This is a genomic window from Burkholderia sp. YHN3-13 (genome assembly GCF_055810675.1).
This window is the reverse complement of record NZ_JBVVNQ010000006.1, coordinates 1-15441: the sequence shown is the minus strand read 5'-3', so window position 1 is coordinate 15441 and position 15441 is coordinate 1. Positions and strand designations below refer to the sequence as shown.

Annotated in this window: 14 protein-coding genes; 12 read left to right on the top strand and 2 right to left on the bottom strand. The window is 66.7% G+C overall.

Features of this window, described 5'->3' with window-relative positions; genetic code table 11:
• Positions 1 to 75 precede the first annotated feature (75 nt).
• The 5 genes from AC0KUR_RS15790 (at position 76) to purU (ending at position 5203) form a co-directional block, all read left to right on the top strand.
• Entirely contained in the window at positions 76 to 2082 is a 2007-nt protein-coding gene (locus AC0KUR_RS15790) for a monovalent cation:proton antiporter family protein (RefSeq protein WP_473376160.1), read from the top strand.
• A gap of 77 nt (positions 2083 to 2159) precedes the next feature.
• Positions 2160 to 2726 (top strand): adenine phosphoribosyltransferase, encoded by a 567-nt coding sequence (locus tag AC0KUR_RS15785; RefSeq protein WP_473376159.1) that lies wholly within the window; start codon positions 2160 to 2162, stop codon positions 2724 to 2726.
• A 31-nt stretch (positions 2727 to 2757) separates the two neighbouring features.
• Positions 2758 to 3372, top strand: coding sequence for a LysE family translocator (locus AC0KUR_RS15780; RefSeq protein WP_034189281.1), 615 nt, complete (start codon positions 2758 to 2760; stop codon positions 3370 to 3372).
• Between the two features lie 5 nt (positions 3373 to 3377).
• Complete coding sequence (locus AC0KUR_RS15775; RefSeq protein ID WP_473376158.1) at positions 3378 to 4244, top strand: NUDIX hydrolase; 867 nt, start codon at positions 3378 to 3380, stop codon at positions 4242 to 4244.
• 74 nt (positions 4245 to 4318) lie between these two features.
• Complete coding sequence (gene purU, locus AC0KUR_RS15770) at positions 4319 to 5203, top strand: formyltetrahydrofolate deformylase (protein ID WP_034189283.1); 885 nt, start codon at positions 4319 to 4321, stop codon at positions 5201 to 5203.
• 89 nt (positions 5204 to 5292) lie between these two features.
• Here the strand turns inward: purU and AC0KUR_RS15765 are convergent, their stop codons facing one another.
• The gene (locus tag AC0KUR_RS15765; protein WP_034189284.1) at positions 5293 to 6378 is read right to left on the bottom strand and encodes an AI-2E family transporter; all 1086 of its coding nucleotides are present in this window, start codon (positions 6376 to 6378) and stop codon (positions 5293 to 5295) included.
• A 246-nt stretch (positions 6379 to 6624) separates the two neighbouring features.
• Positions 6625 to 9510 (bottom strand): excinuclease ABC subunit UvrA, encoded by a 2886-nt coding sequence (gene uvrA / locus AC0KUR_RS15760; RefSeq protein ID WP_034189285.1) that lies wholly within the window; start codon positions 9508 to 9510, stop codon positions 6625 to 6627.
• A 266-nt stretch (positions 9511 to 9776) separates the two neighbouring features.
• Here uvrA and AC0KUR_RS15755 point away from each other — a divergent pair, with 266 nt between their 5' ends.
• From AC0KUR_RS15755 to AC0KUR_RS15725, 7 genes are all read left to right on the top strand, one after another.
• Entirely contained in the window at positions 9777 to 10964 is a 1188-nt protein-coding gene (locus AC0KUR_RS15755; RefSeq protein ID WP_034189286.1) for an MFS transporter, read from the top strand.
• A 100-nt stretch (positions 10965 to 11064) separates the two neighbouring features.
• Positions 11065 to 11616 carry a single-stranded DNA-binding protein gene (locus AC0KUR_RS15750; protein ID WP_034189287.1) on the top strand — a complete coding sequence of 184 codons (552 nt, stop codon included), beginning with the start codon at positions 11065 to 11067 and terminating at the stop codon, positions 11614 to 11616.
• A 135-nt stretch (positions 11617 to 11751) separates the two neighbouring features.
• Positions 11752 to 12282: a G/U mismatch-specific DNA glycosylase gene (mug, locus tag AC0KUR_RS15745; RefSeq protein ID WP_473376157.1), complete on the top strand. Its 531-nt coding sequence runs from the start codon at positions 11752 to 11754 to the stop codon at positions 12280 to 12282.
• Complete coding sequence (locus tag AC0KUR_RS15740) at positions 12269 to 12892, top strand: DNA-3-methyladenine glycosylase (protein ID WP_473376156.1); 624 nt, start codon at positions 12269 to 12271, stop codon at positions 12890 to 12892. Before mug ends, AC0KUR_RS15740 begins: the two co-directional genes overlap by 14 nt.
• A 101-nt stretch (positions 12893 to 12993) precedes the next feature.
• Positions 12994 to 13758 (top strand): ParA family protein, encoded by a 765-nt coding sequence (locus AC0KUR_RS15735; protein ID WP_034189290.1) that lies wholly within the window; start codon positions 12994 to 12996, stop codon positions 13756 to 13758.
• Between the two features lie 499 nt (positions 13759 to 14257).
• Positions 14258 to 14839: a TIGR01841 family phasin gene (gene phaP, locus AC0KUR_RS15730; RefSeq protein ID WP_473376155.1), complete on the top strand. Its 582-nt coding sequence runs from the start codon at positions 14258 to 14260 to the stop codon at positions 14837 to 14839.
• Positions 14840 to 15109: 270 nt separating this feature from the next.
• Positions 15110 to 15441 (top strand): thiolase family protein (locus AC0KUR_RS15725; protein WP_473376154.1); only part of this gene is annotated, 332 nt, incomplete at its 3' end.

Genomic DNA, 15441 nt, shown 5'->3' with positions numbered 1-15441 from the left:
GTCCGAGGTCGCCTGTCCACCGCCACCACCCGCGCCCGCATTGCCGTGGCCCCGACGAACGAGGACGCTTCGCCTGTGATTTCCCCGCTCGAAATGACCCTGCTGCTGCTGCTGGCCTCGGTGGTGGGCGTCGTCGTATTCCGTTCGCTGAACCTGCCGCCGATGCTCGGCTATCTGACCGTCGGCATCCTGGTCGGCCCGCATTCGTTCGGCGTTGCCGCGGATCTCGAACGGGCCGAGCACCTCGCGGAATTCGGCGTGGTGTTCCTGATGTTCTCGATCGGCCTCGAATTCTCGCTCGCGAAGCTGAGGGCGATGCAGCGGCTCGTGTTCGGGCTCGGGTTGCTGCAGGTCGTCGCGACGCTCGTGCTCGCGCTCGTGCTCGGCGCGCTGTTCGAGCGCTGGGTGCACATCACGTGGCAGGGCAGCATCGCGCTCGGCGGCGCGCTCGCGATGTCGTCGACGGCGATCGTGTCGAAGATGCTCGCCGAGCGCCTCGAGATCGAGACCGAGCACGGCCGCAACATCTTCGGCGTGCTGCTGTTCCAGGATCTCGCGGTCGTGCCGCTGCTGATCGTGATCGCGGCGTTCGGCGCCGAATCGTCGAAGGACCTCGCGATCACGCTCGGCTTCGCGGCGGTCAAGATCGTGATCGCGCTGACGCTGCTGCTGGTCATCGGCCAGCGTTTCATGACGCGCTGGCTGAACGTCGTCGCGCGGCGGCGCTCGCAGGAACTGTTCGTGCTGAACCTGCTGCTCGTCACGCTCGGCGCCGCGTTCGTCACCGACCGTTTCGGCCTGTCGCTCGCGCTCGGCGCGTTCATCGCGGGGATGCTCATCTCCGAGACGCCGTTCCGTCACCAGGTGGAAGAGGACATCAAGCCGTTCCGCGACGTGCTGCTCGGCCTGTTCTTCGTGACGACGGGGATGCTGCTCGATCCGCGCGTGATCTGGGAGCACCCGCTCCTCGTGCTCGGCTTCTTCGCCGGCCAGATCCTGTTCAAGGCGACGATGATCGCGGGGCTCGCGCGGCTGTTCGGCGCGACGCCGGGCGTCGCGATGCGCACCGGCATCGGCCTCGCGCAGGCCGGCGAGTTCGGCTTCGTGCTGCTGAACCTGATCCTCGACCGGCATCTCGTCGATTCGACGCTGCTGCAGGCGATCCTCGCGTCGATGCTGCTGTCGATGCTCGCCGCGCCGTTCCTGATCCAGAACGCCGACCGGATCGTGATGCGGCTGTCGTCGACCGAATGGATGCAGCAGTCGCTGCAGATGACGCGGATCGCGACGCAAAGCCTGAAGCAGCGCGGCCACGTGATCATCTGCGGCTACGGGCGTGCCGGGCAGAACCTGGCGCGGATGCTCGAGCAGGAAGGCATTTCGTACGTCGCGCTCGACCTCGACCCCGATCGCGTGAGCGCGGCCGCGGCGGCCGGCGAGTCGGTGGTATTCGGCGACGCGGCGCGCCGCGAGTCGCTGCTCGCGGCCGGTATCCACCGCGCGGCGGCCGTCGCGATCACCTATGCGAACACGCCGTCGGCGCTGCGCGTGCTGCACCACGTGCACGAGCTCGAGCCGACGCTGCCGGCGATCGTGCGTACCGTCGACGATGCCGATCTCGAGAAGCTGCTCGCGGCCGGCGCGACCGAGGTGATTCCCGAGATCGTCGAGGGCAGCCTGATGCTCGCGTCGCACACGCTGGTGCTGGTCGGCGTGCCGATGCGCAAGGTCGTGCGGCGCGTCGAGGAAATGCGCGACGAGCGTTACAGCCTGCTGCGCGGCTATTTCCGCGGGGCGGACGATGCGGACGACGACGACCACGAGCAGGTGCGGCTACAATCGGTGCCGGTCGACGCGCGCGCGGACGCGGTCGGGCGTTCGCTGGAAGAACTCGGGCTGTATGCGCTGGGGCTGGAAGTCACGGCGATCCGCCGCCATGGCATCCGCGGCGTCGAACCCGACCCGCAGACCAAGCTGCGCGCGAGCGACATCGTCGTGCTGCGCGGGCTGCCCGAGGCGCTCGCGCTCGCGGAGGAGCGGCTGTCGCGCCATCGGCGCGATCCGCCGGCCGCCGCCGCCTGAGTCGCGATTCACAACCTGACCCGTATTTATTCGAAACGGTGCCCGATCTTCGCGCACCGTTTTTTTCGGAGAGTTTCATGCCGCACTCGTCGCCGGGCGCACCGCTCGATCCGGTCGCCTTCATCCACAGCCAGATCCGTACGGTGCCCGACTGGCCGCGGCCGGGCGTGCAGTTCCGCGACATCACGACGCTGCTGCAGAGCCCGAAGGCGCTGCGCATCCTCGTCGACCTGTTCGTCGAACGTTATGTCGACGCGAAGCTCGACTATGTCGCGGGCCTCGACGCGCGCGGCTTCATCATCGCGCCGATCGTCGCGTACGAGCTGAGCGTCGGCTTCGTGCCGATCCGCAAGGTCGGCAAGCTGCCGTACAAGACGCGCTCGGAATCGTACGATCTCGAATACGGCAGCGCGACGGTCGAGATCCACGAAGACGCGTGCCGCCCCGGCGATCGCGTGATCATCATGGACGACCTGATCGCGACCGGCGGCACGATGATGGCGGGGCGCAACCTGCTGCAGCGGCTCGGCGCGGTGGTCGTCGAAGGCGCGGCGATCATCGACCTGCCCGATCTCGGCGGCTCGACGCTGCTGCGCAATGCCGGGTTGCCCGTCTATACCGTCACCGAATTCGGCGGCCACTGAGCGTCAGCGTCCGTCATCACGCGAGGTCACGATGCCCAACTTCATGCTGTTTCTCGCCACGTCGATCGCGATCACGTTCGCGCCCGGTCCCGACAACCTGCAGGTGCTCGCGCGCGGCATCTCCCAGGGCCGCGCGGCCGGCTTCGTCGCCGCGCTCGGCTTCACCGCCGGGATCCTGTTCCACACGACGCTCGCGGCGCTCGGCGTCGCGGCCGTGCTGCGTTCGTCGCCCGTCGCGTTCCAGATCCTGAAGCTCGCGGGCGCCGCGTACCTCGTGTGGATCGGCATCAAGGCGCTGCGCAGCCAGGGGCTCGCGAATGCGCATGCGCGTCCGCCGCAGCCGCTCGGCACGATCTTCCGGCAGAGCGTGATCGGCAACCTGATGAACCCGAAGGTCACGCTGTTCTTCGTCGTGTTCCTGCCGCAGTTCGTCGATCCGCACGGCGCGCAGGGCGTGACGCTGCAGATGTTCGAGCTCGGCGCGCTGTTCATGCTGCAGACGGCCGTGGTCTTCTCGCTGTTCGGCGTCGGCGCGGGCATGATCGGCACGTGGCTGAAGCGCCGCCCGAAGGCCGGCGTGTGGCTCGACCGCATTGCCGGCGCGACGTTCATCGCGATCGGCATCCGCGTCGCGCTGAAGGACTGATCGCGATGACGTTTCCGTGCATCGCGGCCGCGCGCCGTTTCGATCCGGCCGCGCACCTGCGTTTCGAGATCGCCGGCCAGGCGGTCGGCTGGGTGCGCCGTCAGGACGTCGCGAAGCTCGCGCGCTGGCCCGACGTGTTCGAGCTGACCGGCGAGCGCGTCGTGCTGTCGGCGCGCTACGACTCGGTCGACGCGCGCAGCATGGCGCTCGCAAGCGCGATCGGCGCACTGGCGGCCGACGGCGCGATTCCCGGCTGGCGCGACGAGATCTACGCGATCCGCAACCGCTTCGACGACCCGCCGCTCGCGTACATCGAGCGCGCCGCGTCGCGCTTCTTCGGCACGCAGACCTATGCGGTGCATCTGAACGGCATCGTAGAATATGCGGTTGCGCCGGGCGCGCAGCGCGCCGCGGCCGTGCCGCAGATGTGGCTCGGCCGCCGCAGCGCGACCAAGGCCACCGACCCCGGCATGCTCGACAACGTCGTCGCGGGCGGCATCAGCTGGGGGCTGGGCGTTCACGAGACGCTCGCGAAGGAGTGCTGGGAAGAAGCCGGCATTCCGCCCGAACTGGCCGCGCGCGCGATCGCGGGCCGCGCGGTGCAGGTGCTGAACTCGCTGCCGGAAGGCACCCAGTCCGAACTGATCTTCGTGTACGACCTGCCGCTGCCGCCCGACTTCGCGCCGCGCAACCAGGACGGCGAAGTGGCCGAACACCTGCTGGCCGGCGTGCCCGAGGTGATCGGCTGGCTGCGCGAAGGCCGCGCGACGATGGATGCGAGCCTCGCGACGCTCGACACGCTGCTGCGCCACCGCTGGATCCCGGCGGCCGACGCGGCCGGCATCGACGCGCTGTTCGTACCGGCCGCATGACGCACGCCGCGGCGCGCGGTCAGGCGGGGCGAACGGGCAATTTGACGAATACGGAAACAAAGGGAGTAGCGGTCATGCCGACCGATCACAGCTTTATCTTGAAACTGTCGTGCCCCGACCGGCACGGCATCGTCCACGCGGTCTCGGGCTTCCTGTTCGAGCGCAGCAACAACATCCTCGATTCGGCGCAGTTCGGCGACAGCCGCACCAGCGAGTTCTTCATGCGCGTGCACTTCGAGCAGGACGGCGACGGCACGGATGCCGCGACGGCGCTCGACACGCTGCGCAAGGAATTCGCGCCGCTCGCCGAGCAGTTCTCGATGCGCTGGGAGCTGCACGACGCGGCCGTGAAGCCGCGCGTCGTGATCATGGTGTCGAAGATCGGCCATTGCCTGAACGACCTGCTGTTTCGCTATCGCACCGGCCAGCTGCCAATCGAGATCCCGGCGATCGTGTCGAACCACAAGGAGTTCTACCAGCTCGCCGCGAGCTACAACATCCCGTTCCATCACTTCCCGCTGATCGGCGGTTCGTCCGATGCCGCGAAGGCCGCGCAGGAGGCGCGCGTGCTGGAAGTAATCGACGAGCACCAGGCCGATCTCGTCGTGCTCGCGCGCTACATGCAGATCCTGTCGCCGAACATGTGCGAGCAGCTCGCCGGGCGCGCGATCAACATCCACCATTCGTTCCTGCCGAGCTTCAAGGGCGCGAAGCCTTACTACCAGGCGTTCGACCGCGGCGTGAAGCTGATCGGCGCGACCGCGCACTACGTGACGACCGATCTCGACGAAGGCCCGATCATCGAGCAGGAAGTCGAGCGCGTCGACCACAGCATGACGCCCGACCAGCTGACCGCGATCGGCCGCGACGTCGAGTGCGTGACGCTCGCGCGTGCGGTGAAGTGGCACGTCGAGCACCGGATCGTGCTGAACGGGACGAAGACGGTCGTGTTCCGCTGATCGGCCGGGCACCGGACGGCCTCGAAACGAAAACGCCGCACCCTTTCCGGGGTGCGGCGTTTTTTGTTGCCCGAGCGGGCAGCGCTGCGTCAGATCAGCCGCAGCAGGTACAGCTCGCGCTTCAGATACGCGTAGAAGATCGGCGCGGCGATCACGCCGGGCAGCCCGAACGCGGCTTCCATGATCAGCATCGCGAGCAGCAGCTCCCACGCGCGCGACTCGATCTGGCCGCCGATGATCTTCGCGTTCAGGAAGTATTCGAGCTTGTGGATGACCACCAGGAACGCGAGCGATGCGATCGCCGTGCCCATGCTGACCGACAGCGACACGGCGACGATCAGCGTGTTCGAGATCAGGTTGCCGATCACGGGCAGCAGGCCGACGATGAACGTGACGAGCACGAGTGTCTTCGACAACGGCAGCCGCTGGTGGAAGATTGGCAGCGCGACGAGCAGGTAGATGCCCGTGAACGCCGCGTTGATCGCCGAGATCTTGATCTGCGCGAACACGATCCGGCGGAATGCATCGGCGAAGCGCGACACGCGCGTGACGAGCGCGGTCGACAGCGGCCGGCGCACCTTGCCGTGCTCGACGCCGATCGCGATCATCGCGCCGATGATCATCCCGAACAGCACGTGGCCGAAGCCGCGCGCGACGCTCTTGCCGCTCTGCTGGAGCTGGTCCATGTGCGAGTGCATCAGCACGGCGGCCTTGGTCTTCATCTGCTCGACGTCGACGGGCAGCAGGTTCGCGATCCAGGCCGGCGTGCGCGCGCGGGTCTGCTCGACGATCTGCATCAGTTGATCGAGCAGGCTTTGCAGGTTCGGCACCGTGCGCTCGAAGTGTTCGATGATGCCGATCGTCAGGCCCGTCAACGCGCCGACGATAGCGATCGACAGCAGCACGACGGCGACCCAGCGCGCGCGCATGCTCGTGGTGTGGCGTTCGATCGCGGGCGCGATCGTGTGGATCAGCTGGTAGACGAGCAGGCCGGCCAGCAGCCCGCCGAGCAGCTTGAGCTCGATCACGAGCCACATGGAAAGGATCGCGAACGCATAGCTGCCGATCTCGAGTGCCGACAGCTTCGGCAGGCTGAAGTCACTCGTCAGCCGCACGCTGCGCAGGTGCGGTTCGCGATTGTGCGTATCGCGAGACGAGTCGGGTTGCTTCTCCATTGTGGATTCCTGTCGTTCGTGTGTCATGCCGCGGAATGCGAGGCAGAGCCGTGTTCGCCCGGTTCTGCACCGGATTGGTGCGGGTGGCGAACCTTACGACCGTAAAGTATAGCTGCCATTATGGTCCGCAACGGGACGGTTTGGCGCGTGGTGTAAACGCAGAAGGGAAAACGAGGGGAAGCGGGTTGCGCGGGGCGCCGGGACGCGCGCGCGGCCGGGCGGCCGCGCGCGGGAAGGGGGCCGGCGTCAGCCGGCCGCGACCTTGCGGGTCGGGCGCTTGAGCAGCGGCGCGAGGTACTTGCCGGTGAAGCTCGCCTTGGTTTTCGCGACCTGCTCGGGCGTGCCCTGCGCGATGATCTGGCCGCCGCCGGCACCGCCTTCGGGGCCGAGGTCGATCACCCAGTCGGCCGTCTTGATCACGTCGAGGTTGTGCTCGATGATCACGACCGTGTTGCCCTGGTCGCGCAGCCGGTGGATCACTTCCAGCAGCAGCGCGATGTCGTGGAAGTGCAGGCCGGTGGTCGGCTCGTCGAGGATGTACAGCGTGCGGCCCGTGTCGCGCTTCGACAGCTCGAGCGACAGCTTCACGCGCTGCGCCTCGCCGCCCGACAGCGTCGTGGCCGACTGGCCGAGGCGGATGTAGCCGAGGCCGACGTCGAGCAGCGTCTTCAGCTTGCGCGCGATGACCGGCACCGCGCTGAAGAACTCGTACGCGTGCTCGACCGTCATGTCGAGCACTTCGCTGATGTTCTTGCCCTTGTACTGCACTTCGAGCGTTTCGCGGTTGTAGCGCTTGCCGTGACACACGTCGCACGGCACGTAGACGTCCGGCAGGAAGTGCATCTCGACCTTCAGTACGCCGTCGCCCTGGCACGACTCGCAGCGGCCGCCCTTCACGTTGAACGAGAAGCGGCCCGGATCGTAGCCGCGCTCCTTCGAGGTCGGCACACCCGAGAACAGCTCGCGGATCGGCGTGAACAGGCCCGTGTACGTGGCCGGGTTCGAGCGCGGCGTGCGTCCGATCGGCGACTGGTCGACATTGATCACCTTGTCGAAGTGCTCGAGCCCCTCGATCGCCTCGTGCGGCGCCGGCTCGGCCGACGAGCCGTACAGGTGGCGGGCGACCGCGTGATACAGCGTGTCGTTGATCAGCGTCGACTTGCCGGAGCCCGACACGCCGGTGATGCAGGTCAGCAGGCCAACCGGCAGGTCGAGATCGACGTGCTTCAGGTTGTTGCCGTGCGCGTCGACGATGCGCAGCATCCTTTCGGGATCGGGCGCGAGCCGCTCGTCCGGATACTCGATCGTGCGCTTGCCGACCAGGTACTGGCCCGTCAGCGACTGCGGGTTCGACTGCACCTGCTTCGGCGTGCCTTCGGCCACGATCACGCCGCCGTGCTCGCCCGCGCCGGGGCCCATGTCGACGACGTAGTCGGCCGTGCGGATCATGTCCTCGTCGTGCTCGACGACGATCACCGAGTTGCCGAGATCGCGCAGGTGCTTGAGCGTCGCGATCAGGCGGTCGTTGTCGCGCTGGTGCAGGCCGATCGACGGCTCGTCGAGCACGTACATCACGCCCGTCAGGCCCGAGCCGATCTGCGACGCGAGCCGGATGCGCTGCGCCTCGCCGCCCGACAGGGTCTCGGCGCTGCGCTCGAGCGACAGGTAGTCGAGGCCGACGTTGTTCAGGAACGTCAGGCGCGCGACGATTTCCTTGATCACCTTGTCGGCGATCTCGCGCTTCGCGCCTTCGAGCGTCAGGCCGTCGAAATAGCCGAGCGCGTCGCGCAGCGGCCAGCCGCTGATTTCATAGATGCCGCGCGCGTAGTCGCCGGTGCCGATCCGCACGTGGCGCGCCTCGCGGCGCAGCCGCGTGCCGTCGCACGACGGGCACGGCTGGTTGTTCTGGTACTTCGACAGCTCTTCGCGCACCGCGACCGAATCGGTCTCGCGGTAGCGGCGCTCGAGATTCGGGATGATCCCCTCGAACACGTGCTCGCGGATCGTCGTGCGGCCGCGCTCGTTGATGTACGAGAACGGGATCGTCTGCTTGCCCGAGCCGAACAGCAGCACCTTCCGGATCTTTTCCGGCAGATCCTCGAACGCGGCGTCGATGTCGAATTCGTAGAATGCCGCGAGACTCTGCAGCATCTGGAAGTAGAACTGGTTGCGGCGGTCCCAGCCCTTCACGGCGCCGGCGGCGAGCGACAGCGACGGGTGCGCGACGACCCGCTTCGGGTCGAAGAACGTGATCTGGCCGAGGCCGTCGCATTCCGGGCACGCGCCCATCGGGTTGTTGAACGAGAACAGGCGCGGCTCGAGCTCCTGCAGCGAGTACGAGCAGATCGGGCACGCGAACTTCGAGCTGAACAGGTGCTCGCGGTCGGTATCCATCTCGAGCGCGATCGCGCGGCCGTCGGCGAGGCGCAGCGCCGTCTCGAACGATTCGGCGAGCCGCTGCTTCATGTCCGGACGCACCTTGAGGCGATCGACGACGACGTCGATCGTGTGCTTGTCGTTCTTCTTCAGCTTCGGCAGCGACTCGACCTCGTAGATCTTCGCGACGCCTTCGTTCGCGGTGCCGCCGCCCGAGCGCACGCGAAAGCGCACGAAGCCCTGCGCCTGCATGTCCTCGAACAGCTCGGCGTGCTCGCCCTTGCGGTCGGCGACGACGGGCGCGAGGATCATCAGCTTGGTTTCCTCGGGCAGCGCGAGCGCCGCGTCGACCATCTGCGACACGCTCTGCGCCTCGAGCGGGATGTCGTGGTCGGGGCAGTACGGCGTGCCGACACGTGCGTACAAAAGTCGCAGGTAGTCGTGGATCTCGGTGACCGTGCCGACGGTCGAACGCGGGTTGTGGGACGTCGCCTTCTGCTCGATCGAGATCGCGGGCGACAGGCCCTCGATCAGGTCGACGTCGGGTTTCTCCATCAACTGCAGGAACTGGCGGGCATACGCGGACAGGCTTTCGACGTAGCGGCGCTGGCCCTCGGCATAAAGGGTGTCGAACGCGAGCGACGACTTGCCCGACCCGGACAACCCGGTAATCACGATCAGCTTGTGGCGCGGCAGGTCGAGATTGACGTTTTTCAGGTTGTGGGTGCGTGCCCCACGGATACGGATCTGTTCCATGAACCTGGCGAAAATGGAGGGAACCAAACCTGCTACTATAACGGCTTTTCGAGACCGTCGTTTACGGCCCCCCAGCCTTTACAGCAGGTGGCAGCAAGGCGACACCCGCACCGGGGAAAGCGGTCGCGCCGCACGGTTCCGGGCGGCCCGCGGGCTGCCGGCATCGCGCCCCGACGCGTCGTCCGCCAGGCCTCCCGGGCCGCCGGTCCTGATCTTCCGCCGCCCGCCGCCGGGCGGACACCCCGATCATTCGAAATTCATTCCCGATGTCCAATCCGTCCGCCACGTCTTCCCGCATGACCGCGCCCGAACTGCGCGCGACCACGTCGCTCGCGGCGATCTTCGCGCTGCGCATGCTCGGCCTGTTCATGATCATGCCGGTGTTCTCGGTCTACGCGAAAACCATCCCGGGCGGCGACAACGTGCTGCTCGTCGGTATCGCGCTCGGGGCCTACGGCGTCACGCAGTCGCTGTTCTACATCTTCTACGGCTGGGCGTCCGACAAGTTCGGCCGCAAGCCGGTGATCGCCACGGGCCTCGTGATCTTCGCGATCGGCAGCTTCGTCGCCGCGTTCGCGCACGACATCACGTGGATCATCGTCGGCCGCGTGATCCAGGGGATGGGCGCCGTGTCGTCCGCGGTGCTCGCGTTCATTGCCGACCTGACCTCCGAGCAGAACCGCACGAAGGCGATGGCGATGGTCGGCGGGTCGATCGGCGTGTCGTTCGCGGTCGCGATCGTCGGCGCGCCGATCGTGTTCCACTGGGTCGGGATGAGCGGCTTGTTCGCAATCGTCGGCGTGCTGTCTATCGTCGCGATCGGCGTCGTGCTGTGGATCGTGCCCGACGCCGCGAAACCCGTGCACGTGCCCGCGCCGTTCGCCGAGGTGCTGCACAACGTCGAGCTGCTGCGCCTGAACTTCGGCGTGCTGGTGCTGCACGCGACGCAGACGGCGCTGTTCCTCGTCGTGCCGCGCCTGCTGGTCGACGGCGGGCTGCCGGTCGCCGCGCACTGGAAGGTCTACCTGCCGGTGATGGGGCTCGCGTTCGTGATGATGGTCCCGGCGATCATCGTCGCGGAAAAACGGGGCAAGATGAAGCCGGTGCTGCTCGGCGGCATTCTGGCTATCCTGATCGGCCAATTGTTGCTCGGCAGCGCACCGCATACCATCCTGATTGTGGCGGCGATCCTGTTCGTCTACTTCCTCGGGTTCAACATCCTGGAAGCGTCGCAGCCGTCGCTCGTGTCGAAGCTCGCGCCGGGTTCGCGCAAGGGCGCGGCCACGGGTGTTTACAACACCACGCAGTCGATCGGGCTCGCGCTCGGCGGCATCGTGGGCGGCTGGCTGTTGAAGCACGGCGGCGCGAACACGGTGTTCTATACGTGCTCGGGGCTCGTGGCTGCGTGGCTTATAATCGCGGCCAGCATGAAAGCGCCGCCGCGCAAGGCCTGAACCTTATTTCGGGCAGGCACCGGCCGCGCGCCGGCTTGCCCGGCGGGCCGTTCCGGCGACAGGCGCGGGCGGCCCGGCATCGAATTTACTGGAGAAACACATGGCATCCGTCAACAAGGTCATCCTCGTCGGCAATCTCGGCGCCGATCCTGAAGTCCGTTACCTGCCGAGCGGCGACGCGGTTGCGAACATCCGTCTCGCGACGACCGACCGTTACAAGGACAAGGCGAGCGGCGATTTCAAGGAAATGACCGAGTGGCATCGCGTCGCGTTCTTCGGCCGTCTGGCGGAAATCGTCAGCGAATACCTGAAGAAGGGTTCGTCGGTCTATATCGAAGGCCGCATCCGCACGCGCAAGTGGCAGGGCCAGGACGGCCAGGACCGCTACTCGACCGAAATCGTGGCCGACCAGATGCAGATGCTCGGCGGCCGCGGCGGTTCGGGCGGCGGCGGTGGCGGTGACGAAGGCGGTTACGGCGGCGGCTACGGTGGTGGCGGCGGCGGTCGCGGCGAGCAGGCGGAACGCGGTGGCGGCGGCGGCGGTCGTGCCGGCGGCGCGGCGCGTGGCGGTGCAGGCGGCGGCGCGCAAAGCCGTCCGAGCGCACCGGCCGGCGGCGGCTTCGACGAGATGGACGACGATATTCCGTTCTGATCGCCAAGTCGTCATTCCGCATCACGACGGGCCCGAATGTCCGAGTCAAGCTGCTTGCTTGGCCCGGGTCTTCGGGCCTTTCTTCGTTTGACGTCGTTCCTGCACTTTTTCCGTATGTCGTGCTCCGGGTAAAACGTGGCTGACGAACTTCCCGACCTCATCGCCGAACATCTCGACGTGCTGTTCTGCGGGATCAATCCGGGCCTGACCGCGGCCGCGACCGGGCATCACTTCGCGGGAAGAAACAACCGCTTCTGGCGCGTGATCCATCTCGCTGGCTTCACGCCGACGGAAATTTCACCGCAGGACGATCACATGCTGCTCCGGTACCGCTGCGGCCTGACGGCGGTCGTGAAGCGGCCGACGGCGAGTGCCGAGCAACTGTCGCGTGCCGAATTCATCGCCGCGGCGGCGGCGTTCGAGCAGAAGGTCGTGCGTTACGGGCCGCGCTTCGTCGCCTTTCTCGGCAAGGCCGCGTATGCGGCGCTGTCGGGGCAACGCGAAGTCGCGTGGGGGCTGCAACCGGTCCGCATGCAGGGCGCGAACGTCTGGGTGCTCCCCAATCCGAGCGGGAGAAATCTCGCGTTCGGTCTCGGCGACCTGGTCGACGCGTACCGTCCGCTTTATCTGGCCGCGACGACGGCGACACGACATGCGGCGCGATAAGACCGCTTTCGTCTGGCCGGGCACCGTGTTGCCGCGCGCGTTCTTCGATCGCGCGGCCACCGACGTCGCACCGCTCCTGCTCAACAAGATCCTCGCGGCCGCGGACGGCCGCGCCGGCCGCATCGTCGAAGTGGAGGCGTATGCCGGCGCGATCGACCCGGCGGCGCACACCTATCGCGGCAGGACGCCGCGCAATGCGACGATGTTCGGGCCGCCGGGGCATCTGTACGTCTATTTCACGTACGGCATGCACTGGTGCTGCAACTGCGTGTGCGGTCCTGACGGTGCGGGAACGGGCGTGCTGATCCGCGCGCTGGAACCGCTGCACGGAATCGAGCGCATGCGTGCGGCCCGGCCGCCGCAGACGCGCGATCGCGACCTGTGCCGCGGGCCGGCGCGGCTGACGCAGGCGATGGGCATCGATGGCGCGCGGGATGGCGCCGATCTCGTCGCTGCGCGCGAAGGGTTCGCGATCGTCGACGACGGCACGGCGCCGCCCGCGAACCTGGCGGGCGGGCCGCGCATCGGCATTCGCGTCGGCATGGACTTCCCGTGGCGGTGGTGCGTGCCCGGCAACCGCTACGTGTCGGGGGCGCTGCCGCGCACCTGATGCGTGCCGGACACAAGCCGCACGCCATTCGACCTGCGTCATGCGGCCGCCATTATTGACCGGCTAAGCTGCTCTTTTCGACGTTCGATCGAGGGGGCACCATGCGGCGGGTCGTGTTCAACCAGAAGGGCGGCGTAGGCAAGTCGACGATCGTCTGCAACCTGGCCGCGATCAGCGCGAGCGAAGGATTGCGCACGCTCGTCATCGACCTCGACGCACAGGCGAACTCCACGCGCTACCTGCTCGGCGATGCGGCCGCCGACGCGCAACCGGGCGTTGCCGGGTTCTTCGAAACCGCGCTGACCTTCAACTTCCGGCCGATCGACGTCGCATCGTTCATCCATCCGACCCCGTTCGAAGGGCTCGACGTGATGCCCGCGCATCCGGATCTCGACACGCTGCACGGCAAGCTCGAATCGCGCTACAAGATCTACAAGCTGCGCGACGCGCTGAACGAACTCGACGCCTACGACGCCGTGTACATCGACACGCCGCCCGCGCTGAATTTCTATACGCGCTCGGCGCTGATCGCGGTCGAGCGCTGCCTGATCCCGTTCGACTGCGACGATTTCTCGCGCCGCGCGCTGTACACGCTGCTCGAGAACGTGAAGGAAATCCAGCAGGACCACAACGCGGCGCTCGAGGTCGAAGGGATCGTCATCAACCAGTTCCAGCCGCGCGCGAGCCTGCCGCAACGGCTGGTCGACGAGCTCGTCGACGAAGGGCTGCCGGTGCTCGCGTCGAGGCTGTCGGCATCGGTGAAGATTCGCGAGTCGCATCAGCAGTCGAAGCCGGTGATCCATCTCGAGCCGGGGCACAAGCTCGCGCAGGAATTCCGCGCGCTGCATCGCGAGCTGGCCGGCTGATTCCGCATTCACCCGTGTCGACCGCGGCCGCTTCATGCGGCCGTATTTTCATTTCGACTCTCAATTCGTCAGATCATTGATTTATTCAATAGTAATTCAGAAAACGATTTCATAATAATCCAGAAAAAACGATTACATCAGTGACCGCTCCATTTTCAATCGGCGTCGGTTTTCTAATAAACGGAATAATGGATTGGTAAATGTTGCGCGATGTCACGGCGCGCTATCCTGCAGAAAGGTAAAAAGGCATTGCGGGACCCGCGCCCCAGTGGAATCTTCTCCGTGATACCGGCGTGTGGCGGGTTCCAGCAGCTGCTTGAAATGATAATAAGGGTTTACACCTACTATTAATGCCATTTTATTGACAATTAATCGCTCTAGAATGACCTCCTTCAACTTCCCGTACTCAAATAAGTGACGGGTTGTCAATAAGGAGGCCGTTTGAGATCGAGCTTCCATTTTTACGTCGTCTCTCGCATTGCTAACAGGAGCGTGCCCGATGTCCGTATTTGCCCCCGAAAAACTCACCGCCGATTATCAGTCCGGTATTGCCGCGTGGTTTGCGATTGCCCGTCCGGTGATTCACGGCTTCGAGGCTGTCGTCGAACTCAACCTGCAAGCGGCCCGGACGGCGCTGGAAGAGTACGAGGACAAGCTGAAAAACGCCTTCAACGGCAACAATCCGGCCGCCGGCTTCGCGCAGCAGATTGCCGCACCGCAAGAAGCGGCCGGCAAGGTCGTGTCGTACGGCCGCCATCTGTTCGACATCGCGGTGTCGACGCAGTCCGAATGGGCGAAGGTCGCGCAGGCGCAGTACGAACAGAACGACAAGCGCCTGAAGGACGTGCTCGGCGAACTGTCGAAGCACGCGCCGGCGGGTTCGGCACCGGTGGTGGCCGCGCTGAATTCGGCGCTGTCGGCGGCGACGGCCGCGGCCGACTCGGTGCGCGCGGCGACGGGGCAGGCGATCGAGGCTGCACAGAGCGGTTTCGATGCGGTCAGCGAAACGGCCACGCGCGGCGCCAAGCAGACGGCTGCCGCCGCGCGCAAGGACGCTGCCGCGCGCGAATCGGCTGCGTAACCGCACGACGGCGTGCCGCGTGAAAGCGCGACACGCTCGATCGGCGCCGGACGGCGTCGGGCGCCGCGTGTGCCATGCGGGGTCCAGCCGTCGTCCGGTTCGCCGCAAGGCGCCCGTACCGGTGTGCCGCCGGTGTGCGCGAGCGCCGTCCGCCCCCATGGCGGCGTGCGACCGTGATCGCGCCGGATGGCGCGACGGGTGCCATCGCCCGTTGCAGCCGGCGCGTGCCGGTGTCGGAACGACGAACTGATTTCGATGCAGGAATTGAACATGACGGACGTAGTGATCGTATCGGCCGCGCGAACCGCGGTCGGCAAATTCGGCGGCTCGCTTGCGAAGATTGCAGCGCCGGAGCTGGGCGCGACGGTGATCCGCGCGGTGCTGGAACGTGCGGGCGTGAAGCCCGATCAGGTCAGCGAAGTGATCATGGGCCAGGTGCTGACGGCCGGATCGGGGCAGAACCCGGCGCGGCAGTCGCTGATCAAGGCGGGGCTGCCGAACGCGGTGCCGGGGATGACGATCAACAAGGTGTGCGGCTCGGGCCTGAAGGCCGTGATGCTGGCGGCGAACGCGATCGTCGCGGGCGACGCGGACATCGTGAT